Here is a 22,054-nt window from a genome sequence, read left to right as displayed (position 1 = left end):
GTCCGCGATGAGTTCTGCGAGGTCCGGTGGCCCAGGACGTGCCGACTGGCTACAGGGCTGAGCACCGTCGAGTGCCGATCAGTGAGCGACCGGCTGCCGCGTCCCGGGACCACCGGGTGCCTTCCCACTGCTGCAACAGCGAGGAGGCGACCATGAGTGTCCCCAAGAGCAAGACCCCCGTCGACAACGGCACCGGCGACACCGGCGGCACCGGCGACACCGGCGACACCGGCGACACCGGCGACACCGGCGACACCGGCGACGGTCCTACACCCACGGCCGGGGTGTACTGGGCCAAGGACGACCACGCGGTGGCCGTGGTCGACCCCGACGGGGAACAAACCGCCCGGTTCACCGTCACCCACGACAAGGCGGGGTTGCGCGAACTGGTCCGCCGCCTGCTCCGCGCCGGTGTGACCGAGGTCGGAATCGAACGCCCCGACGGCCCGGTCGTCGACGCCCTGCGCCAGGCCGGGCTGGTGGTGTTCGTGATCCCACCCGGCCAGCTCAAGAACCTCCGGTCGCGCTACGGCTCGGCCGGGAACAAAGACGACCGCTTCGACGCCTATGTCCTGGCCGACACCGTGCGCACCGACCACCGGCGCCTGCGCCCGCTGCTGGTCGACCCCCCGGTCACCACTGCGCTGCGCCAGACCGTGCGGGCCCGCCGCGACCTGGTCGCCCACCGCGTCGCGGTCGCCAACCAACTCCGCGCCCACCTGCAGATCGTGTTCCCCGGCGCGGTCGGGCTCTTCGCCGACATCGACTCCGAGATCAGCATGCGCTTCCTGGAACGCTTCACCACCCAGGACCGCGCGGACTGGCTGTCCCCACGACGGTTCGGCTCCTGGCTGGCCTCGGTCGGCTACTGCGGCCGCGTCGACCCCGCCGTGCTGCACGCCCGCCTCGCCGACGCACCCCGCGGCCACACCGGCCACGACACCACCGCCAGCGCCGCGGTCACCGCCGCCTACATCGCGGTACTGCGCGCGCTGACCGGCCAGATCGCCGAGCTCGCCGCACAGATCAGCGAGCAGCTCGACCTGCACCCCGACGCCGCCATCTTCACCAGCCTGCCTCGTTCCGGACGAGTCCGCGCCGCCCGCCTGCTCGCCGAGATCGGTGACGCCCGCGGCCGGTTCCCCACCGCCGACTCGATGGCCTGCCTGGCCGGGGTCGCACCCTCCACCAGACAGTCCGGGAAGGCCAAAGCCGTGTCGTTCCGCTGGGGCGCCGACCGCGAACTGCGCGACGCGATCTGCGATTTCGCCGGCGACAGCAGACACGACAACCCCTGGGCCGCCGATCTCTACCGACGAGCCCGCGCCCGAGGACACGACCACCCCCACGCCGTCCGCGTCCTGGCCCGCGCCTGGGTCGGAGTCATCTGGGCCTGCTGGACCACCAACAACCCCTACGAACCCGACCGACACCGAGCACTCCAACGCATCCTCAACCAAGACCAACCGGCGGCGGCTTGACACAGGGCAACTCATCGGGCCCCCGCGTCGAGCGCCCGCAGCTCGACCCGGCGGATCTTGCCGGTGATGGTCTTGGGCAGCTCGGCCAGGAAACCGATCTCCCGCGGGTGGTTCCAGCCGCCCGCGGTGCGCTTGCAGTGCTCCTTGAGCTCGGCCACCAGCTCGTCGCCCGGTTCGTGGCCCGGGTTCAGCGCGACCCAGGCCTTGACGATCTGGCCACGCTGCGGGTCGGGCTTGCCGACCACCCCGGCCTCGGCGACCGCGGGGTGCGACAACAGGGCCGCCTCGATCTCGGTCGGCCCGATCCGGTAGCCGCCCGAGGAGATGACGTCGTCGCGCCGGCTGCTGTACCAGAAGTAGCCGTCCTCGTCGATCCTGGCCAGGTCGCCGGTCCACTGCCAGCCGTCGCGCAGGACGGCGGCGGTGGCCTCGGGCCGCTCCCAGTAGCCCTGGGTGAGCGCCGGGTAGTCCGGCCGGGAGACGATCTCCCCGATCTCGCCGGTGGGCAGCTCGGTGCCCTGGTCGTCGACCACGGCCACGGTGAGCCACGGCAGCGCCGGGCCCAGGCTGCCGGGCTTGATGGTCATGCCTGGGCGGTTGCTGCACAGCGCCGCGCCGTTCTCGGTCTGTCCGTAGCACTCGACGATCGGCGTGCCGAACCGGGTCCTGGACCATTCCAGGGTGTCGGGGTCGAGCGGTTCCCCGACGGTGCCGAGCCGGCGGATCGGGACGGGCCCGCCCGCCCCCGGCAGCCCCGCCTCGCCCGAGCGTAGCATCCGGTAGGCGGTGGGCACCGCGAACAGGGTGGTGACGCCCTCGTCCCGGATGATCGACCACCAGCGGGCGGCGTCGAACTCGCCCTCGTAGGTCACGAAGCCCTGGCCGTAGCCCAGCGAGCCCAGCGGCAGCAGGACACCGGTGATCCACGCCAGGTCCGAGGTCGGCCACATGACGTCCTCGGGCCGCAGCTCCAGGGTCAGCGCGACCAGCGCGAGCGCCCCGACCAGCAGCTGGTGCCCGTGCACCGAGCCCTTCGGTCGCCCGGTGGTGCCGCTGGTGTAGAAGAGGAACGCCGGGTCCTCGGCGGTGGTGTCGGCCACCTCGACGTGCGCCGGAGCAGCGGCCAGCCGGGCGGTCAGGCCGCCCGGACCGTCGTCGTCGATCAGCACCACGGTGGCCCCGACGGCGGCGGCCGCCGCGCGCACGGTCGGCTCGTAGGCCCGGGCGGTGACGATCACGCTCGGCCGCGCGTCCTGCACCCGGACGGCGACCCCGTCCGGGCCGAACGTGGTGGACAGGCAGCTCCACACCGCGCCGACCTTGAGCGTGCCGAGCAGCAGGGCCCAGTGCACGGGCAACCGGGGCATCATCGTGAACACCCGGTCGCCCCGGGTCACGCCGAGCCCGCGCAGCGCGCCGGCGACCCGGTCGGAGGTGTCGGCCAGCTCGGCGAAGCCGATGTCGCGCGCGGACCCGTCGGCCCCCAGCCAGCGGATCGCCCGGGCCCCGGAGTCGCGGTAACGGTCGCACACCTGGACCGCGAGGTTCATCCGGTCCGGCACCCGCCACCGGAAACCCTTGGCGATCTCGGCGTTGCCGGTGTCGCGCAGCGCTGCGTAGTAGTCCGTGTCGACGTCGGTCACGGGGACTCCCGTTCAGGGGTGTTGTGATCTAGATCATCGTGATTATCATCCTGATAGTGCGGGCAGGCAAGGCTGCTCGCCGACGGGGAGGACGACGTGGACTTCACCCTGACCGAGCGCGAGCGCGAATGGGTCGAGCTCGGGCGCACGCTCGCCGCCGAGTTCGCCCCCCGGGCCGCCCGCTGGGACACCGAGTCGACCTACCCCGAGGAGAACCACAAGCGGCTCGGCGAGCTCGGCCTGCTCGGCGCCGCGCTGCCCACCGACGTCGGCGGCGGAGGGGCCAGCCTCGTCGAGTGCTACCTGCTGGTCGAGGAGATCAGCAAGGCGTGTGCCAACACGGCGCTGCTGGTGCACGACCAGAACGTCTCCGGCCGGATCCTCGCCACCTACGGCGGCCCCGGCCATCGCGAGATCCTGGAGCGGCTCGCCGCCGGCACGGCGGAGGTGACCATCGCGATGACCGAGCCGCAGGCAGGTTCGGCGCTCTACGAGCTGACCACCACCGCCCGCCGGGACGGCGACGAGTGGGTCGTCGACGGCGGCAAGACCTACAACTCCTTCGGCGACCGCGCCGCGGCGCACCTGGTCTACGCCCGGTTCGTCGAGACCGGCTCGGCACCCCCGTCGGGTCCGGAGGGCATCGGCGTCGTGCTCGTCGACGCCGACCGCCGGGGGGTGTCGGTCACCCCGATGGGGCGCAAGCTCGGGATGCGCGGCGTGGAGGAGGTCGACCTGCACTTCGACGGGGTGCGGGTACCCGCCTCCCACGTCGTCATCGAGGGCCGGCCGGGCTCCACCGAGGGCTTCACCCGGCCGCTGGAGGTCTACAACGCCACCCGCGTCGGGATGGGGGTGATGGCGCTGGGGATCGCCCAGGGGGCGATGGACCTCGCGATCGCCCACCTGCGGACCCGCCACCAGTTCGGTCGCCGGCTCGCCGACTTCCAGGGCCTGCAGTGGATGCTCGCCGATGCCGCCGTCGCGGTCGAAGGCGCCCGGTTGCTGTGCTACCGGGCGCTCTCCGAGGTCGACGCGGGCCGCACCTCGGCCTACCACTCGGCCTGCGCGAAGATCGCCGCCACCGAGGGCGCGTTCCGGGTCGTCGACGACTGCCTGCAGATGCTCGGCGGTGCCGGGTACTTCGCCGAGGCACCGCTGGAGCGGATGCTCCGCGACGTGCGGATGTTCAAGATCACCGGTGGGACGACCCAGATCCTGAAGAACACGATCGGGCGCGCCCTGGTGGGCAGGCCCTGATGGCGGCGGCCGGCCCGGCGGGGTCGGGTCCGCCGGTCGTCGTCGAGTCCGTCGGCCGGGTCGGCGTCGTGCGGCTCGACCGGCCCGGCAAGCTCAACGCCCTCGACGGACCCACCATCAGCGCGCTGCGGGCGGCCGTCGCCCGCTGCGCCGCCGACGACGGGATCGCCGCGGTGCTCCTGGAGGGGTCCGGGCGCTCGTTCTGCGCCGGCGGGGACCAGAGTGGCGGCGCGCAGCCCCCGCGGGGTGCCTACGGCTGGTACGCCTACCTCGCGGCCGAGGCCAACGCGCTGGTCCGCGAGCTGCTGGGGATGCCCAAGCCGGTGGTGGCCGCCGTGCAGGGCCATGCCTACGGCGCCGGGATGTGCCTCGCGCTGACCGCCGACCTGGTGGTCGCCGCCGACGACGCCCGGTTCTGCATGCCATACCTGAAGATCGCCAACAAGCCCGACTTCGGGGCGTCCTACCTGTTGCCGCGCCGGGTGGCGAGCCTGTCGGTCGCCAAGGACCTGATCTACACCTCGCGCGTCGTGGACGCCCCCGAGGCGCTGCGGCTGGGGCTGGCCAACCGGCTGGAACCGCTGGCCGGGATGCGGTCGGCCGCCCTGTCGCTGGCATCCGACCTGGCCGCCGGTCCGGCCCAGGCCCTGGCGCTGTCCAAGGCGATCCTGGACCGCTCGCTCGACTCCGACCTCGACACGGTGCTGGCCATGGAGGCCATGGCGCACGGCATCGTCAAGATCTCCCGCGACCACGCCGAAGGTGTCGCGGCGTTCTTCGGCAAGCGCCCACCGACCTTCACCGGGGAGTAGCACGATGGACTTCGACTTCACGCCCGAGCAGGACGCGCTGCGCGCGGCCGTGCGAGAGATGATGGACCGGGAGGCGCCCGAGGAGTACCTGTCGCGCCTGGACCGGGAGCACCTGTTCCCGCACGAGCTGTGGCGCCGCTGGGTCGAGATGGACCTGCTCGCGATGCCGTTCCCGGCCCGGTACGGCGGCCTGGACGGCGGGGTGCTCGAGTTCGTGATCACCGCCGAGGAGATCGGCCGCAAGGGCTACGACCTCTCCGGTGCCTACGGGATGGCGGTGTTCCTCGGGCTGCTGCTGGTCCGCCACGGCTCGCCGGAGCAGGCCGGGGAGATCGTGCCGGGCATCGTCCGGGGCGAGCGCAGGCTGTCGATCTCGATCACCGAACCGGAGGCCGGGTCGGACGCCGGGGCCATGCGCACCTTCGCGCGCGCGGACGGCGAGGACTTCGTCATCGACGGCCAGAAGGTCTTCTCCACCGGGGCCGGTCTGCCCGACAACACGATCCTGCTCTTCGCCCGGACGAGCCGCGAGGACCGTAAGGCGATCTCGTGCTTCCTCGTGCCCAACGACGCGCCGGGTCTGAAGGTGGTCCGGCTCGACACGCTGGGCCGGCACTCGATGGGCACGTTCGAGCTGTTCCTCGACGGAGTCCGGGTCCCCGCGGCGAACCTCGTCGGCGAGCTGCACGGGGGCTGGGACATCCTGCTCGCGGGCCTGGAGCTGGAGCGCACGATGACCTGCGCGGCCTACGTCGGCAACGCCCAGACCGTGGTCGACCAGGCGCTGGCGCACGCCCGGGGGCGCGAGCAGTTCGGCAGGCCGATCGGCGACTTCCAGGCGATCGCGCACATGCTGGCCGACATGCAGACCGCGGTGGACGCCGCCCGGTTGCTGACCTACCGGGCCGCGACGCTGGTCGCGCAGGGACGGCCGGCCCGGCAGGAGGTGGCGATGGCCAAGCTGTTCGGGTCCGAGACCTTCGTCGACGTCGCGAACAAGGGCATGCAGGTGCTGGGCGGCTACTCCTACATGATGGAGGTCCCGATGCAGCGCCACTTCCGGGACGCCCGCATCACCACGGTCACCGCCGGCACGTCGCAGATGCAGCGCAACCACATCGCCCGGGGCATGGGCCTGCGTCCGCGCTGAGCGCCGGCACATGTCCCGTTGCGCGACACCTTTCCGGACCACGTCTGACGCACGATGGGGTCCGGGCGCGTGTGACGCGGCCCACCGCACCGACCCGGGGCGTGGACGACCCGCCCGGGGTCACGAGGGGAGCATGCATGAGTCAAACCCAGTCGGACACGGTCGAGGAGCTCGACGTCCTGGTGATCGGCGCCGGTTTCGCCGGCATCTACCAGCTCGACCGGCTGCGGTCGCTCGGGTACTCGGTGAAGGTCTACGAGGCGGGCTCGCGGATCGGCGGCATCTGGTACTGGAACTGCTACCCGGGCGCCCGCGTCGACAGTGACGGGCCGATGTACCAGTTCTCCCGCGAGGACCTCTGGCAGGACTGGGAGTACTCCGAGCGGTTCCCGGACTGGAGCGAGGTCCGGAGGTACTTCGACTACCTCGACGAGAAGATGGACCTGAGCAAGGACATCCGGTTCGACGCCCGGGTCACCTCCGCCGAGTTCGACGAGGAGCGCACGCAGTGGGTCGTGCGGGCCGCTGACGGGTCGACGGTGCGGGCCACCTTCCTGGTCCCGTGCACCGGCTTCGGCTCCAAGCCCTACGTCCCGCCGATCGCCGGGCTGGACTCCTTCCGCGGCGAGTGCCACCACACCGGTCTGTGGCCGCAGTCCGGCGTCGACCTGACCGGCAAGCGCGTCGGGGTGATCGGCACCGGGGCCAGCGGCGTCCAGGTGGTCCAGGAGGCGGCCCGCGACGCGGCCGAGCTCACCGTCTTCCAGCGCACGCCGAACCTGGCGTTCCGGATGGGCCAGCAGACGCTCACCCCCGAGCAGCAGAAGGAGATCAAGGACGGCCAGGCGGCCCGCTACGCCATCCGCCCCACGACCTTCGGCGGCTTCGACTACGACTTCCTGCCGGTGTCGGCGTTGGATGTCACCGCCGAGGAGCGCGAGGCCACCTACGAGCGCCTCTGGGGGATGGGCGGGTTCACCTTCTGGCTCGGTACCTACCAGGACGTGCTGTTCGACACGTCGGCCAACGACACCGCCTACGACTTCTGGCGGAAGAAGGTGTGGGAGCGGATCGACGACCCGGTGGTCGCCGAGAAGCTGGCACCGGTGGTCCCGATCCACCCGCTGGGCGTCAAGCGCCCGTCGCTGGAGCAGAACTACTACGAGGCCTACAACCAGGACAACGTCACCCTGGTCGACCTGCGGGAGAGCCCGATCGAGGAGGTCACCGCCACCGGGGTGCGGACCGCGGCCGGCGAGGTGGAGCTCGACGTGCTGGTCCTCGCCACCGGGTTCGACTCGGTCACCGGCGGGCTCACGGCGATCGACATCCGGGGCACCGGCGGGATCACCATGCGGGAGAAGTGGGCCGACGGCGTCAGCGCCTACCTGGGCGTAGCCACCGCGGGATTCCCGAACCTGCTGTTCCTCTACGGGCCGCAGAGCCCGTCGGGGTTCTGCAACGGGCCGACCTGCGCCGAGATCCAGGGCGAGCTGATCGTCCGGATGATCGACGACCTGCTGCGCAGCGGCCGCACCCGGGTCGAGGCCGAGGTCGACGCGGAGAACGCCTGGCGCGAGCACGTGGCCGAGCTGGTGGTGCCCTCGCTGTTCGACCGGGCCGACTCCTGGTACATGGGGGCCAACATCCCCGGCAAGACCCGGCAGATGCTCAACTACCCGGGCGGCCTGCCCACCTACCTGACGAAGTGGGAGGAGTCGGCCGCGAAGGACTACGCGGGGTTCACGATCACCTGACCGGTGCCGTCGGGTCGGCGGCGACGCCGGCCCGACGGCGGGGGACCCGGGGCGTCAGTCGCGCTCGGCCCCGACGATCGAGGCGAACGAGACGCAGGCACCCGGCGCGCCGCCGAGGTTGTGCGTCATCCCGAGCCGGGGGCTCGCGAGCTGCCGCTCACCGGCCTCGCCGCGCAGCTGCAGCCACATCTCGAACAGCATCCGCAGCCCGCTGGCGCCGATCGGGTGGCCGAAGGACTTCAGGCCGCCGTCGGGGTTGACCGGCAGGCCGCCGTCGAGGTCGAAGAAGCCGTCCAGGACGTCCTTCCAGCCCTGGCCGCGCTCGGAGAAACCGAGGTCCTCCATCAGCACCAGCTCGGTGGGGGTGAAGCAGTCGTGCACCTCGGCCATCGAGATCTCGGTGCGCGGGTCCTTCACCCCGGCCTGCGCGTAGGCGTCCTCGGCGCAGCGCACGACCTCGGTGAACGTCGTGTAGTCGTAGGCGGGGTCGAGCGGGCCCTCGGCCGGGCCGGCGACGAACGACAGCGCCTTGATGTAGATCGGCCGGTCGGTGTAGCGGTGCGCGTCCTCGGCCCGCACGATCAGGGCCGCGGCCGCGCCGTCGGACACCCCCGAGCAGTCGAAGATGCCGAGCTGGCCGGCCACCAGCGGCGAGCAGGAGATCGTCTCCTTCGCGACCTCGGAGCGGAACTGCGCGCGTGGGTTGCGCGCCCCGTTGACGTGGTTCTTCCAGGCGATGTGGGTCATCACCTCCTTCATCGCGTCCGCGTCGACCCCGTACTTCTTCGAGTACGACGGGGCCAGCAGCGAGAACATCGCGGGTGCGGTGAGCTCGGACTCGGTGCCGTCGTTCGCCGGGGTCGGGATGACCAGACCGGAGAACCCGGAGTCCTTGAGCTTCTCCACCCCGACGGCCATCACGCAGTCGTAGGCGCCCGACGCCACCGCGTAGGCGGCGTTGCGGAACGACTCCGAACCGGTGGCGCAGTAGTTCTCCACGCGGGTGACCGGCTTGTAGCCGATCTTGAGCGGCCGGGACAGGGTGAGGCCGGAGGACCCCGACCCCATCGTGCCGAGCCAGAAGGCGTCGATGTCGTCCTTCTCGACGCCGGGCACCGAGCCGATGCACTCGGTGACGGCGTCGATGAGCAGGTCGTCGACCGAGCGGTCCCAGTGCTCGCCGAAGGGGGTGCACCCCATGCCGACGATGGCGACCTTGTCGCGGATACCGTTGCTGGCCATGACTAGTGCTCCTTCCTGACGGGACGTGCCTTCCAGAAGTAGTTGTGCACGCCGCCGGCGGTGTGGAAGCGGCGGAAGGTCATCTCCACCCGGTCGCCGATCGCGACCGCGGCCGGGTCGGCGTCGGCGAGCTGGCACCCGTAGCGGCCGCCGCCGTCGAAGTCGATGACGACGTCGACGACGGGCGGGGCGAGGGAGAAGGCCAGCTTGTCGATGGTGAACGTGGCGACGGTGGCCCGGGTGGCCGCCAGCGGGACCGGCTCGGCGCGGTCGACCGTGCCGCAGTGCACGCACACCCGCTGCGGGGGGACGTTGACCGTCGAGCAGGCCAGGCAGCGCGAGCCCTCGAACGCGTACTTCCAGCGCTGGGAGCGGGCCGCGGGCGGCCCGGCGGGCCGCTCCGGGTCGGGGCGGCGCGGGGGTTCGCGGTCCAGGAACCCGCGCCAGGTCAGGAAGTCCGGGTAGGACACCTCGCGGGAGACGGCGAGCTGGTCGCGCACCCCGTCGCCGGTGGGGCGGCGGGTGATCGCGTCGGTCACCCGCAGGACCGTGGCGTCGGCCCCGTCGGCGGCCACGACGAGCAGGACGGTGTCGCCCGGCGCGGCCCGGTCCAGGACGTCGGCCAGCACCAGGCCCGCGTGTGCGGCACCGGCGAACCCGACCTCCTGCTCCAGCCCGTCGGCGCGCGAGGCCTTCGGGAACGCACCGAGCGCCGCCCGGGCCGCCCGGGCCTGGGGGGAGGACACGATGACGTGGGTCGGCGCCTCGACCTGCGCGGACTTGAGGGCCCGGGTCACCGCGTCGGTGATCAGCGGCAGGTAGGCCTGGGTGCCGAAGCGTTCCTCCCACACCCGGCTGTAGGGCTCGCCCGGCACCCGCCAGCGGTCCAGGAACTCCGCGGACACCGAGGCCTGGGCGAGGATCTCGGCGACGACCCGCTCGCCGGTGCCGAACCCGAAGGCGACGGCCCCGTCGCCACCGGCCGACTCGTCCGCCGAGCCGGGACGCCCGGTCCGGATGTCGGACAGCACGGCCATCCCGCCGGTGGCCGCGGCGGCCCGCAGGGCGCCGGACGCGCCGCGGACCGCCGCTCCGAGGTCGGTGGCGAATCCCTCCCGGCTGCCGCCGACCGCCGCGTGGATCGCGGTGGCGTTGGTCTTGTCGGCGTAGGCGGGCGCGGTGGTGGCGAAGTAGAGGGACTCGGGCGTCGGCGCGCCCCACAGGGCCCGCCGGGCCGCCTCGACGCCCATCGACGTCGAGTCCTCGTCGTAGCCGGCCACGGTGCGGGTGCCGGCGCCCCCGCCCTGGCCGAGGGTCGACCGGATCGACGTCCGGTCGAGGCGGTGGTAGGGGAGATAGGCGCCGTAGGAGACGATGCCGCGCCGCGCGTCGGAGCTCATGATCATCCCATCCCGGTCGGGAGCTGCAGGGTCGCCTCGCTGGGCACGCACGGCCCCTCCTCGCTGGAGACCATCAGCTCCAGGTCGACCAGGCCGGTGCCGTCCACCTCGCGCTTGCCGACGACGCGGCCGGTGAGGGTCGCGGTCTGTCCCGGGTAGATCGACCTGATCATCGAGATCTTGCGGCGGCGCAGCAGCGCGTCCGGACCGGCCCAGTCACCGAGGCCGCGGTCGATGAAACCGTGGAAGAACAGGGTCGAGAGGTAGATCGTCCGCTGGCCCTGGCTGCGTGCGTACTCCGGATCGTGGTGGCCGGGGAACCAGTCCCAGGTGGACGCGGCGTTCATGCAGATCCGCTTGTAGGTGACCGGGATCGAGACCGGGGTGATCTCGTCGCCGACCGCGACGTCGTCGAACCGCAGTCCCGCGGCGGTGCTGGTGGTCATGCCTGCTCCTCGGTCCCGGCAGCGGTGTCCGCGATGTCGTAGCGGAACAGCACGTTCGTGTTGCGCGCGATGACCTCGCCGTGCTGGTCGCGGTAGGTGGTCAGCGAGGTGATGAACACCCCGGTGCCGATCCGGGTCGTCTTCTCCGGCGACACCGACACGATCTCCTCGACGATCGACACGTGGTCGCCGACCCGCGGCCGGCGCTCCAGCTCGGTGGTGGTGGAGGCGTTGATGATGTGGTGTCCGGGCAGCGGCACGTTGAGCGCGAACAGCGAGTCCTCGCGGTGCAGGTGCTCGGGGGTCCACTGGGGGTTGAAGCCCAGGGTCATCAGCAGGCCGGGCGGGCACTCGTCACCCTCCCAGTACCGCGGGTTCGCGTCCTCCACCAGCGAGCAGTAGTACAGGACCATCGACCGGTCGATCGGGAACCAGGCCTGCTTGGGCTCCGAGGTCCGACCGGCCCAGGCCCGGCCCTCCTCGATCGTCCCGAAGGCCATCCCGAGGCCGGTGACGTCGTCGGTGGTCGAAGAGCTCACGCTCGTCCTTTCCGTCGGTGGTGCGGTCCGGTCGGAGAGCCGGACCGGTCCGCTGGTCGGCGCACTAGGCGATCCGCGCGACGGCGGTCGCCCTGATCGCCGGGTCGCCGTTCTGGCGGGTCACGACCAGGGCGAGGTCGGCGAGCCGTTCGCCGTCCTGCTCGCGGACGCCGGTGACGGTGCCGGTGAAGCCCAGCACGTCACCGGGCCAGACCTGACCGGTGAAGCGGATCCGGTAGGCCCGGACGGCCGCCAGGCCCACCCAGGCCGCCAGCCGCTGCCCGAGCAGGCCGCCGTGCAGCAGGCCCATCCCGAACACCCCGGGCATCCCGGCCGAGCGCGCGAACTCCTCGTCGTGGTGGATCGGGTTGAAGTCCCCGCCGGCGCCGGCGTACCGGACGATGTGCGAACGGGTCAGCGGGCCGAACTCCGAGGCCGGCATCTCGTCGCCGACGGCGAGGGCGACGGGCGCGGTGGGGGTCGCCACCCGGGTGCTGCTGCTCATCGGGGTCAGCCTCCGGTCTCGACGAGCACGTCGGTCTGGCGGACGACGAGCTCGCCGCGCTGGTTGGTGAAGTCGGTCTCGATCGAGACCATGGTCATCGTCCCGCCGCGCCTACCCTCGCGCGTACTCACGCCGGACACCCGGCGCGAGGCGGTGAGCTCGTCGCCGACGACCACCGGGCCGTGGTACTCCCAGCCGCACTCGCCGTGCAGCACGCGGCGCAGGTCCAGCCCGAGAGTGGCGACCATGTTGTCCTCCTCCCGCCAGTGCGCGGAGGACACGACGAACGTCGGCGGCACCGGGATGTCGGTGAAACCCGCGGCGCGGGCCGCGTCGAGGTCGGTGTACACCGGGTCGGGGTCGCCCAGCGAGCGGGCGAATTCGCGGACCTTGGACCGGTCCACCGGGAACGTCATGGTCCCCAGGTCCCGGCCGGTGAGTGAGTCGTCAGCCACTGCCTTCACCTCCTGCGGCGGGTGCGCATTCGCGGATCATGCTGTCCAGGTTCTGCTGGACGCGTTGCGGGGTGAGCCCCATCGACGGTGAGTACAGCATGATGTGGTCGAGCACCCCCTCGTAGCGCTTCAGCCCGGCGCGCACCTGCTCCGCGGTGCCGGCCACGGCCATCGTGTCGATCATGTCGTCGGTGACGGCGGCGAACATCGCGGGCAGGTCGCGGCGCCCGAACGCCTCCCGGATGGCCGCGCCCTGTGCGGTGAAGCCGTTGACGTCGAGCACCGTGTCGTAGGACTTGACCGAGGAGTAGAAGGCGATCTGCTGGGCGGCCTCGCGCCGCGCCACCTCGGGGTCGTCGTGGATGGCGCAGATCACCATCGAGATCAGCTCGACCTCGCCCGGGTCCCGGCCGGCGTGCGCGGCGCCCTTCGCGATCGCCGGGCGCACGATCTCCTCGACGTAGGTGGTGGTGAACAAGGGGTGTCCGGCGAGGCCGTCGGCCACCCGGCCCGCCACCTCGCACATCCGCGGGCGCACCCCGGCCGTGACGATCGGGACGGTCCGCTGCGGAGGTTCCAGCTCGCCGGTCGGCACCAGGTTCATGTGGTAGAAACGGCCCTCGTGCCGCACCGGGCCCTCGTGCAGGTTCCAGATGCGGCGGATCAGCGGGACGAGCTCCTCCATGCGCAGCGCGGGCGCGGAGGTGTCCGCGACGCTGTGCCAGTCGCTCATCATCCGCTTCGTGCCGTTGCCCAGGCCGAGCACGACCCGGCCGCCGGAGAGCTCGTCAAGGTCGCGGGCCTCGGTGGCCAGCACCAGCGGGCTGCGCCCGATCCCGTACATGATCGACGAACCGAGCCGGCAGCGCTGCGTGCGGCCGGCCATCGCCGCCATCGAGATCGACCCGGAACGGGAGTAGAACTCCGAGGTCCAGGCCGCGTCGAAGCCGGCACGGTCGGCGGCCTGCGCCGTGTCGACGAGTGTCTTCAGGTCGGCGCCGAGCACCGACACCCCGTAGGTGCTCATGCCTTGTAGTACATGCCGCCGGAGATGGTGTGCACCTCTCCGGTGATGTACCGGGACTCGTCGGACGCCAGGAACAGCGACAGCGCGGCGACCTCCTCGGGCTGACCGGCGCGACCCAGCGCGGCGGGCTCGACGAGCTTCTGCAGCTCGCCGGGCGGGTAGATGCGCTCCAGGAAGGGGTTCCAGATCAGGCCGGGCGCGATGGCGTTGACCCGGACGCCCTTGGGGCCGAGCTCGGCGGCCGCGGCCCGGGTGAGGCCCATGACGCCGGCCTTGGCCGCGCAGTAGGCGGACTCGCCCATCGTCGACCCGATGTACCCGGCCACCGAGGCCATGTTCACGATCGAGCCCGAACCCTGCTTCATCATCGCCGGCAGCACCGCGCGCAGCGTGCGGAAGGCGGCCTTGAGGCAGATGTCCTGGACGAAGTCCCAGGTCTCGTCGTCCATCTCCCAGATCGGGGCCAGCTTGTTGATCCCCACGTTGTTGTGCAGCACGTCGATGCGGCCCCACCGGTCGGTGGCCGCGCGCACCATCGCCGCGATGTGCTCGGGCTCGCGGACGTCGACGGTCATCCCGATCGTCTCGACCCCATGGGCGTCCTCGATGTCCTTGGCCAGCTGCGCCGGCCGGGAGGCGTGGGCGTCGGTCACCACGACCTTGGCGCCCTCGGCCGCGTAGCGGCGGGCGACGGCCTGGCCGATGCCGGCCCCGGCCGCCCCGGTGACGATGGCCACCCTGCCGGCCAGCCGGCCGGTACCCGCGACCTCCAGAGGAGCGGGCATCGTCGCCGTCATGAGGTGCAGCCCTCGACGGGGCCGAACCCGGCGCGGGTGAGCGCTCGCACGGCCCTCGGCCCGGACGACTCGGTGACCGGGTGAGGCAGGTACTGACGGTGGTGTGCCATATGCGCTCCTCATCGAACGGGCAGCATGTTAACGGTCGTTACCGTACAACGCTGGGGCGGCGGGGTCACGCCTCGATCCGGGACCGGGACCGGGACCGCTGCAGGGGGCGGCCGGGCGGGTCACCCGGCCGGGGCCGCACTGTGGCCGCAGCCGGTCGATCGCGGGGTCGGGTAAGAACGGGGCGTCCCCGGACGCGGCTGCGTCGTGCGGACGGGACGACGCCGTCGCCGTGGCAATTAACGGCGGTTAACGGCGGCGTTCGGCCCGGGTGGCGTAGCGGCGTTCCGGTGACGGGCCGTACGGGCGACCGCGCGTGTCCCGAATCGCGTCATCCGCCGGGTGTCCCCGCGGCCTACCGTCGACGGTGTCCGTTGGAGAACTCGTGTCGAGAGGTGACCGCATGGGCGCAACGGGACGGGCCGCGATCTTCTTCGGCTCCGGGAAGCCCTTCGAGCTGATCGAGTACCCGGTGCTCGACCCCGGTCCGGGCGAGGTGCTCGCCCGGCTGGACTACACGAGCATCTGCGGCTCGGACGTGCACTACTGGCGGGGTGAGGACCCGGTCATGGAAGACCTCGCGGCGAACGGCCTGCTGCTCGGTCATGAGACCGTCGGGCACGTGGAGCGGCTCGGCTCCGGGGTCACCACCGACTCCGCAGGACAGCCGCTGGCCGAGGGCGACCCGATCGTCTTCGCCTACTTCCGGCCGTGCGGCCGCTGCCGCGCCTGCACCCAGGGCCGGGTGAACGCCTGCGAGACGGTGATGGGCGGACTGCTGCGCCCGCCGTCGGAACCGCCGCACTTCGTCGGCGCGTTCGCCGACTACTACCACCTGCGCCGCGGCCAGTACGTGCTCAAGCTCCCCGACGGCATGACACCCGAGCACGGCATCAGCGCGAACTGTGCGGCCGCCCAGTCCTGGATGGGCCTGTTGCGTGGCGGGGTCGGCCCGGGCGAGCGGGTCGTCGTGCAGGGCGCCGGCGGGCTGGGCCTCTACGCGGTCGCCGCGGCGAAGCGGATGGGGGCGGGCCAGGTCGTCGCGGTCGACGCGATGGCCGACCGGCTCGCGGCGGCCACGGCGCTGGGTGCCGACGCCACGGTCGACGTCACCGAGTTCGGTGACCCGGCCGGACGGGTCGACCGGGTGCGCGAGCTCACCGGCGGGGGCGCCGACGTGGTCCTGGAGGTCGCCGGGGTGCCGGGCGTGGTCGACGAGGGGGTCCGGATGCTCGCCCGCGGTGGCCGCTACATCGAGATGGGCCAGATCACCCGCGGGTCCGACGTGTTCCAGGTGCCCGCGCTCGCCCTGCTGATGCGCAACATCTCGCTGGTCGGGGTCGCGCTCTACGCCCCGCAGATCCTCCGCGACGTCGTCGGGATGCTCGGCGACCTGCGGGCCGACCCCGTCATCACCCGTCTCGGCTCGGGTCGCCGCTACCCGCTCGAGGACATCGACGCTGCGTTCGCCGACGCGGTGTCCCATCGCAGTGCCGAACGCCCCGTGCTCGATCTGGCCCAGGGAGGACCCGCATGACCCAGGTGACCGACACGGTCCCGACGCCCGCGCTGCTCGTCGACAAGATGGTCGTGGGCGGGGAGCTGCTCGACGCCCGCAGCGGCGAGACCTTCGCGGTGCACAACCCGGCGGACGGGTCGGTGATCACGCGGCTGCCCGCGGCCGGCGCGGCGGACGTCGACCACGCCGTCGGGGTCGCGCGCGAGGCGCAGCGCGCCTGGGCCAGGCGGTCGGTCGCCACCCGGGCCGGGCTGCTGCGTCGGTGGGCCGACCTGTGCGAGGAACGGGTGGCGGACCTGGCGAAGATCGAGAGTCTCGATGTCGGCAAGCCGATCGCCACGGCCCGCGCCGTGGACGGGTCGATGCTGATGGAGAACATGCGCTACTACGCCGGCATGCCCGACAAGCTCGAGGGCCGCACGATCCCGGTCTCCGGCCGGTTCGTGACGATGGTGCTGCGGGAGCCGATCGGCGTCGTCGCCGGCATCACGCCGTGGAACTTCGCGCTGGTCGGCGCGACGGGCAAGGCGGTCTCCGCACTCGCCGCAGGCAACGCCATCGTGATCAAGCCGTCGCCGCTCGCGTCGCTGTCCGCGCTGGCGCTCGCCCAGGTGGCGTTGGAGGCCGGCATCCCGCCGGGGCTGGTGAACGTGGTGACCGACGCCGCGTCGGCGGCGGGCGAGGCACTCGTGCGCCACCCCGGGATCGGCCACGTGTCGTTCACCGGCTCCGACGCGGTCGGGCGCAAGGTGGCGGCCGCGGCCGGCGGGGAGCTCAAGACCTGCACGATGGAGCTGGGCGGGAAGTCGCCGCTGGTCGTGTTCGACGATGCCGACATCGCGGGCGCGGCCAAGGCGGCCTTCCTGGGGATCTTCCTCAACGCCGGGGAGATGTGCACCGCCAGCTCCCGGCTGCTCGTGCACCGCGCGGTGCACGACGAGCTGCTCGCCGCCGTGGTCGCGACGGCCGGCGGGCTGCGGATCGGCGACCCGGCCGACGAGTCGACCGTCCTCGGTCCGGTGATCTCGGCTGCGCACCGGGACCGGATCGAGGGCTACGTGCAGGTCGGCCGCGACGAGGGCGGCGATCTCGTGACCGGCGGGGCCAGGCCGGACCTGCCCGGCTTCTACGTCACCCCGACGGTGTTCGACAACGTCGAGCCGACCGCGCGGATCGCCCGCGAGGAGATCTTCGGCCCGGTGCTGTCGGTCATGTCCTTCGCCGACGAGGAGGAGGCGCTGCGCATCGCGAACGACGCGACCTACGGGCTGGGATCGGGCATCTTCACGAGCCGGATCGACCGCGCTCTGCGCTTCGCTAACCGGATCGAGGCCGGGAACGTCTGGATCAACGCCTACAACCTGCTGCACCCCGCTGTGCCCTTCGGCGGGTACAAGAACTCCGGGTTCGGCCGCGAGGGCGGCTTCTCCGGGATGAGCCACTTCACCCGGGAGAAGTCGGTCTGGTTCGCCGCGGGCTGACCCCACGCGGGCTGACCCGGAGTCGTCGCTGCGGCCGAGGATGCGGATCAGACCGTTCGGGGGCTGGCACGGCGAGTTACCGCCCCTAACGTACCCGGCGACGTCGTCACGTTCGCTCGATGAGGAGGACCCGTAACCGCGACCACCGACACAGCTCCACACCTGGTTCGCTCACCCCTGTGCGGCGAGCCGCTGCCGCTCGACGGGGCGCAGACGCTGCCCCAGGTGTTCGCCCGGACGGCAGCCCGGTTCGCCGACGACGTCGCGCTGCGCACGGTCGGCGAGCAGCGAACGCTGACCTGGAGCCAGTACCGCGACCGGGTCGCCGACGTCGCCGGGGGGGGCTGAGCGGTCTCGGCGTGCTCCGCGGCGACAGCGTCGGGCTGATGCTGGCCAACCGGCCGGAGTTCTTCGTCGTCGACACCGCCGCCCAGCACCTCGGCGCCACCCCGTTCTCGGTGTACAACACCTCCTCCGCCGAGCAGGTCGGCTACTTGTTCTCCGATGCGGACAACCGGGTCCTCGTCACGGAGCGGCAGTTCCTCCCGGTCGTCCGGGCGGCGCTGGCGCTCGGCGGCTCCGTCGAGCACGTCGTGGTGGTCGACGGGGCCGGCGAGGACGCGACCGTGTCCCTCGACGACCTTGTCGCGGCCGCACCCGCGGGCTTCGACCTCGACGCGGCGAGCGCTCTGGTCGAACCGGGCGACGTGGCGACGCTGATCCACACCTCGGCGCCACCGGGCCGCCCAAGGGCGTGGAGCTGACCACGCCAACCTGGTGGCGCAGTGGAACATGCTGGTGCGCACCTGGCCGATCAAGCCGGGTGGCCGGGTGGTATCCTACCTGCCCGCCGCGCACATCGCCGACCGCACGATCGGCATCTACCTGGCCAACAACCTCGGCTATACCGTCACCTGCTGCCCGGACCCGTCCCGGCTGGCCGCGGCCCTCGCCGAGTGCCGACCGACGATCTTCCTCTCGGTGCCCCGGGTGTGGGAGAAGCTCAAGGCCGCGGTCGAGGCGCAGGTCGCGGCCGCCGCGCCGGAGTTCCGGGCCGTCTTCGACGACGCGATGGAGGCCAACCTCGCCCGCGTCCGGGCGCAGCAGGCCGGCACCGAGCCGGACGCGGAGACGGCGCGCCGCGCGAGTTCGGGGGAGGAGGCGGTGCTGGCGCCCCTGCGCGCCAGGCTCGGCCTGGACACGGCCGAGGTCCGGCTGGTCGGCGCCGCGCCCACGCCGATGCCGGTGCACGAGTTCTTCGCCGCACTCGGCTTGATGATGGCCGAGGTGTGGGGCATGTCCGAGCTCTCGCCGATCGCCACCTGGAACCCGCCGGGAAGGATCAAACTGGGCACCTGCGGCACAGCGCTCCCGGGGGTGGAGGTGCGGCTCGCCGAGGACGGGGAGGTGCTCGTCCGGGGCCCGATCGTGATGCGCGGCTACCGCAACCAGCCGGAGAAGACCGCCGAGGCCGTCGACGAGCAGGGCTTCATGCACTCCGGCGACGTCGGCCGGATCGACGCCGAGGGCTACCTCACGATCATCGACTGCAAGAAGGAGCTGATCATCAACAGCGGCGGGAAGAACATGTCGCCTGCCAACATCGAGGCTGAGCTCAAGTCCGGCAGCCCGTTGATCGGCCAGGCCGTCTGCTTCGGCGACGCCCGGCCCTACAACGTCGCCATCCTCGTGCTGGACGCCGAGGCCGTCCCCGCGTTCGCCGCCGCGCACGGCCTGGACGCCTCGGACCTGGCGGCCTTCTCCCGGGAGCCGGCGGTGCTCGCCGAGGTGGGCGAGGGCGTCGCCCGGGCGAGCGCCACGCTGTCGCGGATCGAGCAGATCAAGCGGTGGACGCTGCTCCCGCAGGAGTGGCTGCCGGCCGGTGACGAGCTGACCCCGACCAGCAAGCTGCGCCGCAAGCCGATCGCGGCCAAGTACGCCGCGGACATCGAGGCGCTCTATGCCGGGTGACCGCCCGGCACCCCGGCGACGTCATCCCACCGACGTCCCGGGGGTGCCGGTGACAGTGAGGGTCTGGCCGGTCAGGTAGGCGCTCTCCGCGCTGCACAGGAACGCGATCACCGGCGCGACGTCCTCCGGGGTGCCCGGCCGACCCAGGGTGTTCGTGCGGGACTGCATCTCGTAGAAGGCCCGGCGGCGCTCCGGCGGGATCGACTCGCTCATCTCGGTGACCGCCCGCGGTGACACGACGTTGACGGTGATGCCGGACGGTGCGACCTCGCGGGCGAGGCTGAGCGAGAAGCCGATGACCCCGGCCTTCGCCGCGGCGTAGTTCGCCTGGCCCACATTGCCGACGAGGCCGGCGACCGAGGCGGTGTTGACGATGCGGCCACCGCGCCCACCGGCCCGCCAGGCCCGTACCGCAGCCCGGCACACGAAGAAGGTGCCGTCGAGGCTGGCGGTGATCACCGAGTGCCATTCCTCGTCGGACATCTTCGCCACTGTCCGGTCCCGGTTGACCCCCGCGTTGTTCACCACGGCGTCGAGCGGGCCGAGCGCGGTCGCGGCCTCCAGCACCTGCTCGGCCACGCCGGGGGCGCCGACGTCGCCGGCGGCGACGGCGGCCCGGCCGCCCGCGGCCTCGATCTCCGCGCGCAGCGCCGCCAGTGCGTCCCCGTCACGGGCGTTGAGCGCGACCGCGGCGCCGCGGCGGGCGAGGTCGAGCGCGTACCCGCGGCCCAACCCGCGGCTGGCCCCGGTGACGAGCACGACCCGCCCGTCGAGGCGGACCCCGGCGGCCATCAGAACGCCGTCCGGTACATCGGGGCGCGTCCGGTCGCGGACGCGGTCAGGGCGTCGACGATCCGCCTGCGCTCACGGAACGGCGTCCGGCCGGATGACGGGGTCGGCTCCTGCATGATCGTCTCCATTGCTCGGGAGGGCAGTGGGTGACACGTCTGCGGTCGGCCGATCCGGGCCGACCCCCGGGTGCCGGGAACGCCTTGTCGGGGCAAGCCGACCCTAGTAGGACCGGGGCAGGCCGAGGACGTGCTCGCTCACGTAGTTGAGCACCATCTCCTGGGAGATCGGCGCGATCCGCATCAGCCGGGCCTCCCGGAAGTAGCGCTCCACGTGGTACTCGACGGCGTAGCCAAAACCGCCGTGGGTCTGCACCGCACGGTCGGCAGCGAAGAACGCGGCGTCGGCCGCGAGGTACTTCGCCGAGTTGGCCTCGCGGGCACAGGGCCGACCGCGGTCGTAGAGCCACGCTGCCTTGCGGGCCACCAGCTCGGCCGCGTCCAGCTGCATCGTCGCCTCGGCCAACGGGAACGCGATGCCCTGGTTCTGACCGATTGGGCGGTCGAACACCACCCGCTGCTTGGCGTAGGTGACGGCCCGGTCCACCGCCGAACGACCGATGCCGACCGACTCGTGGGCGAGCAGGATGCGTTCGGGGTTGAGACCGTCGAGCAGGTAGCGGAAGCCCTGCCCCTCCTCCCCGATGCGACACGCCTCGGGCACCCGCAGGCCGTCGATGAACAGCTCGTTGGAGTTGACCGCGTTGCGGCCCATCTTGGGGATCTCGCGGACGTCGATGGCGGAGCGGTCCATCGGTGCCATGAACAGCGTCATCCCGTCGGTACGCTTGGCGCAGTCCTCCAGCGGGGTGGTGCGGGTCAGCAGCAGCAGGTACTCGGCCTGCTGGGCCTTGGTGATCCACACCTTGCGTCCGTCCACGACGTAGCCGTCACCGTCGCGGCGCGCCCGGGTGGTGATGCGGCTGGTGTCGGTGCCGGCGTCGGGCTCGGTGACCGCGAAGGACACGTGCAGGTCGCCGGAGACGACCCGGGGGAGCAGCTCCTGGCGCAGCTCCACGGATCCGTGCTTGACCAGCGGGTTCATTCCGAACAGCGTGAGGTGGATGGCGCTGCAGCCGTTCATGGCCGCACCTGAGGAGGCGACCTCCTGCAGCAGCAGCGCCGCCTCGGTGATGCCCAGCCCGGCGCCGCCGTACTCCTCGGGGATCGCCACGCCGAGCCAGCCGCCGTCGGCGAGTGTCTGGTAGAACTCGGTCGGGAAGCGGTGCTCGGCGTCGCACGCCGACCAGTACGCGTCGTCGTAGCGGGCGATCACCTCGCGCACGCCCTTGCGCAGTGCATCGTGATCCTCGTTCTGCTCGAAATCCATGGGTCTCCTTCATTCGGCCATCGTGCGGCCGCCGCCCGACAGGATCTGCCCGGTCAGCTGGGAGCTCGTGTCGGAGCAGCGGAACAGGACGGCATCGGTCGCGTCGGCGGGGTCGCCGAGCCTGCGGATCAGGTGGGCGGCGAGAGGCCCTTCCTCGCCCTGCAACGTGTCGATTGCCGGCTGCGCGCCTGGGCGCTGGTGCCGGGGGAGACGGCGTGGCCGCGGGCTGCTGCCGCCGGTCACCGCCGCGACCGGGCCGTTGAGGTCGGTCCCTACCGTCATG

General features: G+C 72.2%; 22 protein-coding genes. 10 read left to right on the top strand and 12 right to left on the bottom strand.

Annotated elements, in window-relative coordinates:
* Positions 1 to 152 precede the first annotated feature (152 nt).
* Positions 153 to 1,481, top strand: coding sequence for an IS110 family RNA-guided transposase (locus tag ACL02T_RS07280; RefSeq protein ID WP_412829883.1), 1,329 nt, complete (start codon positions 153 to 155; stop codon positions 1,479 to 1,481).
* Positions 1,482 to 1,492: 11 nt separating this feature from the next.
* On the opposite strand, the gene ACL02T_RS07275 is transcribed toward ACL02T_RS07280, so the two are convergent.
* Positions 1,493 to 3,124, bottom strand: coding sequence for an acetate--CoA ligase (locus ACL02T_RS07275; RefSeq protein ID WP_412829882.1), 1,632 nt, complete (start codon positions 3,122 to 3,124; stop codon positions 1,493 to 1,495).
* Positions 3,125 to 3,220: 96 nt separating this feature from the next.
* On the opposite strand from ACL02T_RS07275, the gene ACL02T_RS07270 reads away from it, so the two are divergent.
* The 4 genes from ACL02T_RS07270 to ACL02T_RS07255 all read left to right on the top strand — a co-directional run bounded on the left by ACL02T_RS07270 (position 3,221) and on the right by ACL02T_RS07255 (position 8,103).
* Positions 3,221 to 4,384: an acyl-CoA dehydrogenase family protein gene (locus tag ACL02T_RS07270; protein WP_412829881.1), complete on the top strand. Its 1,164-nt coding sequence runs from the start codon at positions 3,221 to 3,223 to the stop codon at positions 4,382 to 4,384.
* The gene (locus ACL02T_RS07265; protein WP_412829880.1) at positions 4,384 to 5,196 is read left to right on the top strand and encodes an enoyl-CoA hydratase/isomerase family protein; all 813 of its coding nucleotides are present in this window, start codon (positions 4,384 to 4,386) and stop codon (positions 5,194 to 5,196) included. Before ACL02T_RS07270 ends, ACL02T_RS07265 begins: the two co-directional genes overlap by 1 nt.
* 4 nt (positions 5,197 to 5,200) lie before the next feature.
* Entirely contained in the window at positions 5,201 to 6,346 is a 1,146-nt protein-coding gene (locus ACL02T_RS07260) for an acyl-CoA dehydrogenase family protein (RefSeq protein WP_412829879.1), read from the top strand.
* Between the two features lie 137 nt (positions 6,347 to 6,483).
* A complete protein-coding gene (locus ACL02T_RS07255; RefSeq protein WP_412829878.1) occupies positions 6,484 to 8,103 on the top strand; it encodes a flavin-containing monooxygenase in 1,620 nt (539 codons plus the stop codon).
* Between the two features lie 54 nt (positions 8,104 to 8,157).
* On the opposite strand, the gene ACL02T_RS07250 is transcribed toward ACL02T_RS07255, so the two are convergent.
* From ACL02T_RS07250 to ACL02T_RS07215, 8 genes are all read right to left on the bottom strand, one after another.
* Positions 8,158 to 9,345 carry an acetyl-CoA acetyltransferase gene (locus ACL02T_RS07250; RefSeq protein WP_412829877.1) on the bottom strand — a complete coding sequence of 396 codons (1,188 nt, stop codon included), beginning with the start codon at positions 9,343 to 9,345 and terminating at the stop codon, positions 8,158 to 8,160.
* Positions 9,346 to 9,347: 2 nt separating this feature from the next.
* Positions 9,348 to 10,745, bottom strand: a complete 1,398-nt coding sequence (locus tag ACL02T_RS07245) for an OB-fold domain-containing protein (protein WP_412829876.1) — start codon at positions 10,743 to 10,745, stop codon at positions 9,348 to 9,350.
* Positions 10,746 to 10,747: 2 nt separating this feature from the next.
* The gene (locus ACL02T_RS07240) at positions 10,748 to 11,191 is read right to left on the bottom strand and encodes a MaoC/PaaZ C-terminal domain-containing protein (RefSeq protein WP_185717132.1); all 444 of its coding nucleotides are present in this window, start codon (positions 11,189 to 11,191) and stop codon (positions 10,748 to 10,750) included.
* Positions 11,188 to 11,730 (bottom strand): FAS1-like dehydratase domain-containing protein, encoded by a 543-nt coding sequence (locus tag ACL02T_RS07235; protein WP_412829875.1) that lies wholly within the window; start codon positions 11,728 to 11,730, stop codon positions 11,188 to 11,190. The genes ACL02T_RS07240 and ACL02T_RS07235 overlap by 4 nt, the downstream gene beginning before the upstream one ends.
* Before the next feature lie 64 nt (positions 11,731 to 11,794).
* Positions 11,795 to 12,235, bottom strand: coding sequence for a MaoC/PaaZ C-terminal domain-containing protein (locus ACL02T_RS07230; RefSeq protein ID WP_412829874.1), 441 nt, complete (start codon positions 12,233 to 12,235; stop codon positions 11,795 to 11,797).
* A 5-nt stretch (positions 12,236 to 12,240) separates the two neighbouring features.
* Positions 12,241 to 12,690, bottom strand: a complete 450-nt coding sequence (locus tag ACL02T_RS07225; RefSeq protein WP_412829873.1) for a MaoC family dehydratase N-terminal domain-containing protein — start codon at positions 12,688 to 12,690, stop codon at positions 12,241 to 12,243.
* Positions 12,683 to 13,717 (bottom strand): LLM class flavin-dependent oxidoreductase, encoded by a 1,035-nt coding sequence (locus ACL02T_RS07220; protein ID WP_412829872.1) that lies wholly within the window; start codon positions 13,715 to 13,717, stop codon positions 12,683 to 12,685. The genes ACL02T_RS07225 and ACL02T_RS07220 overlap by 8 nt, the downstream gene beginning before the upstream one ends.
* On the bottom strand, positions 13,714 to 14,502 hold the full coding sequence (locus ACL02T_RS07215) for an SDR family NAD(P)-dependent oxidoreductase (protein ID WP_412829871.1): 789 nt from the start codon (positions 14,500 to 14,502) through the stop codon (positions 13,714 to 13,716). The genes ACL02T_RS07220 and ACL02T_RS07215 overlap by 4 nt, the downstream gene beginning before the upstream one ends.
* 523 nt (positions 14,503 to 15,025) lie before the next feature.
* Between ACL02T_RS07215 and ACL02T_RS07210 the strand changes: the two genes are divergently transcribed.
* The 5 genes from ACL02T_RS07210 (at position 15,026) to ACL02T_RS07190 (ending at position 19,593) form a co-directional block, all read left to right on the top strand.
* Positions 15,026 to 16,159, top strand: coding sequence for a zinc-binding dehydrogenase (locus tag ACL02T_RS07210; protein ID WP_412829870.1), 1,134 nt, complete (start codon positions 15,026 to 15,028; stop codon positions 16,157 to 16,159).
* Complete coding sequence (locus tag ACL02T_RS07205; RefSeq protein WP_412829869.1) at positions 16,156 to 17,622, top strand: aldehyde dehydrogenase family protein; 1,467 nt, start codon at positions 16,156 to 16,158, stop codon at positions 17,620 to 17,622. The genes ACL02T_RS07210 and ACL02T_RS07205 overlap by 4 nt, the downstream gene beginning before the upstream one ends.
* Before the next feature lie 225 nt (positions 17,623 to 17,847).
* On the top strand, positions 17,848 to 17,970 hold the full coding sequence (locus ACL02T_RS07200; protein WP_412829868.1) for a hypothetical protein: 123 nt from the start codon (positions 17,848 to 17,850) through the stop codon (positions 17,968 to 17,970).
* An 11-nt stretch (positions 17,971 to 17,981) separates the two neighbouring features.
* On the top strand, positions 17,982 to 18,386 hold the full coding sequence (locus tag ACL02T_RS07195) for an AMP-binding protein (protein ID WP_412829867.1): 405 nt from the start codon (positions 17,982 to 17,984) through the stop codon (positions 18,384 to 18,386).
* A 13-nt stretch (positions 18,387 to 18,399) separates the two neighbouring features.
* Positions 18,400 to 19,593 (top strand): AMP-dependent synthetase/ligase, encoded by a 1,194-nt coding sequence (locus tag ACL02T_RS07190; protein ID WP_412829866.1) that lies wholly within the window; start codon positions 18,400 to 18,402, stop codon positions 19,591 to 19,593.
* A gap of 21 nt (positions 19,594 to 19,614) precedes the next feature.
* Here ACL02T_RS07190 and ACL02T_RS07185 read toward each other — a convergent pair whose 3' ends face one another.
* The 3 genes from ACL02T_RS07185 to ACL02T_RS07175 form a co-directional block, all read right to left on the bottom strand.
* On the bottom strand, positions 19,615 to 20,385 hold the full coding sequence (locus ACL02T_RS07185) for an SDR family oxidoreductase (protein ID WP_412829865.1): 771 nt from the start codon (positions 20,383 to 20,385) through the stop codon (positions 19,615 to 19,617).
* A 219-nt stretch (positions 20,386 to 20,604) separates the two neighbouring features.
* Positions 20,605 to 21,771 (bottom strand): acyl-CoA dehydrogenase family protein, encoded by a 1,167-nt coding sequence (locus ACL02T_RS07180; RefSeq protein WP_412829864.1) that lies wholly within the window; start codon positions 21,769 to 21,771, stop codon positions 20,605 to 20,607.
* A gap of 9 nt (positions 21,772 to 21,780) precedes the next feature.
* A complete protein-coding gene (locus ACL02T_RS07175; RefSeq protein WP_412829863.1) occupies positions 21,781 to 22,053 on the bottom strand; it encodes an SDR family oxidoreductase in 273 nt (90 codons plus the stop codon).
* Between the last annotated feature and the right edge of the window lies 1 nt (position 22,054).

It is taken from the genome of Pseudonocardia oceanicola (assembly GCF_047200735.1).
In the GTDB taxonomy this organism is placed as follows: Bacteria; Actinomycetota; Actinomycetes; order Mycobacteriales; family Pseudonocardiaceae; genus Pseudonocardia.
Note: the sequence above shows the minus strand (reverse complement) of the source record. Positions and strands in the feature narration are given on the sequence as shown.

Coding starts and splice junctions, on each gene's coding strand:
- ACL02T_RS07280 (WP_412829883.1), top strand. CDS start 153: ATGAGTGTCCCCAAGAGCAAGACCCCCGTCGACAACGGCACCGGCGAC.
- ACL02T_RS07265 (WP_412829880.1), top strand. CDS start 4,384: ATGGCGGCGGCCGGCCCGGCGGGGTCGGGTCCGCCGGTCGTCGTCGAG.
- ACL02T_RS07260 (WP_412829879.1), top strand. CDS start 5,201: ATGGACTTCGACTTCACGCCCGAGCAGGACGCGCTGCGCGCGGCCGTG.
- ACL02T_RS07255 (WP_412829878.1), top strand. CDS start 6,484: ATGAGTCAAACCCAGTCGGACACGGTCGAGGAGCTCGACGTCCTGGTG.
- ACL02T_RS07250 (WP_412829877.1), bottom strand. CDS start 9,345: ATGGCCAGCAACGGTATCCGCGACAAGGTCGCCATCGTCGGCATGGGG.
- ACL02T_RS07245 (WP_412829876.1), bottom strand. CDS start 10,745: ATGAGCTCCGACGCGCGGCGCGGCATCGTCTCCTACGGCGCCTATCTC.
- ACL02T_RS07240 (WP_185717132.1), bottom strand. CDS start 11,191: ATGACCACCAGCACCGCCGCGGGACTGCGGTTCGACGACGTCGCGGTC.
- ACL02T_RS07230 (WP_412829874.1), bottom strand. CDS start 12,235: ATGAGCAGCAGCACCCGGGTGGCGACCCCCACCGCGCCCGTCGCCCTC.
- ACL02T_RS07220 (WP_412829872.1), bottom strand. CDS start 13,717: ATGAGCACCTACGGGGTGTCGGTGCTCGGCGCCGACCTGAAGACACTC.
- ACL02T_RS07215 (WP_412829871.1), bottom strand. CDS start 14,502: ATGCCCGCTCCTCTGGAGGTCGCGGGTACCGGCCGGCTGGCCGGCAGG.
- ACL02T_RS07210 (WP_412829870.1), top strand. CDS start 15,026: ATGGGCGCAACGGGACGGGCCGCGATCTTCTTCGGCTCCGGGAAGCCC.
- ACL02T_RS07205 (WP_412829869.1), top strand. CDS start 16,156: ATGACCCAGGTGACCGACACGGTCCCGACGCCCGCGCTGCTCGTCGAC.
- ACL02T_RS07185 (WP_412829865.1), bottom strand. CDS start 20,385: ATGGCCGCCGGGGTCCGCCTCGACGGGCGGGTCGTGCTCGTCACCGGG.
- ACL02T_RS07180 (WP_412829864.1), bottom strand. CDS start 21,771: ATGGATTTCGAGCAGAACGAGGATCACGATGCACTGCGCAAGGGCGTG.
- ACL02T_RS07175 (WP_412829863.1), bottom strand. CDS start 22,053: ATGACGGTAGGGACCGACCTCAACGGCCCGGTCGCGGCGGTGACCGGC.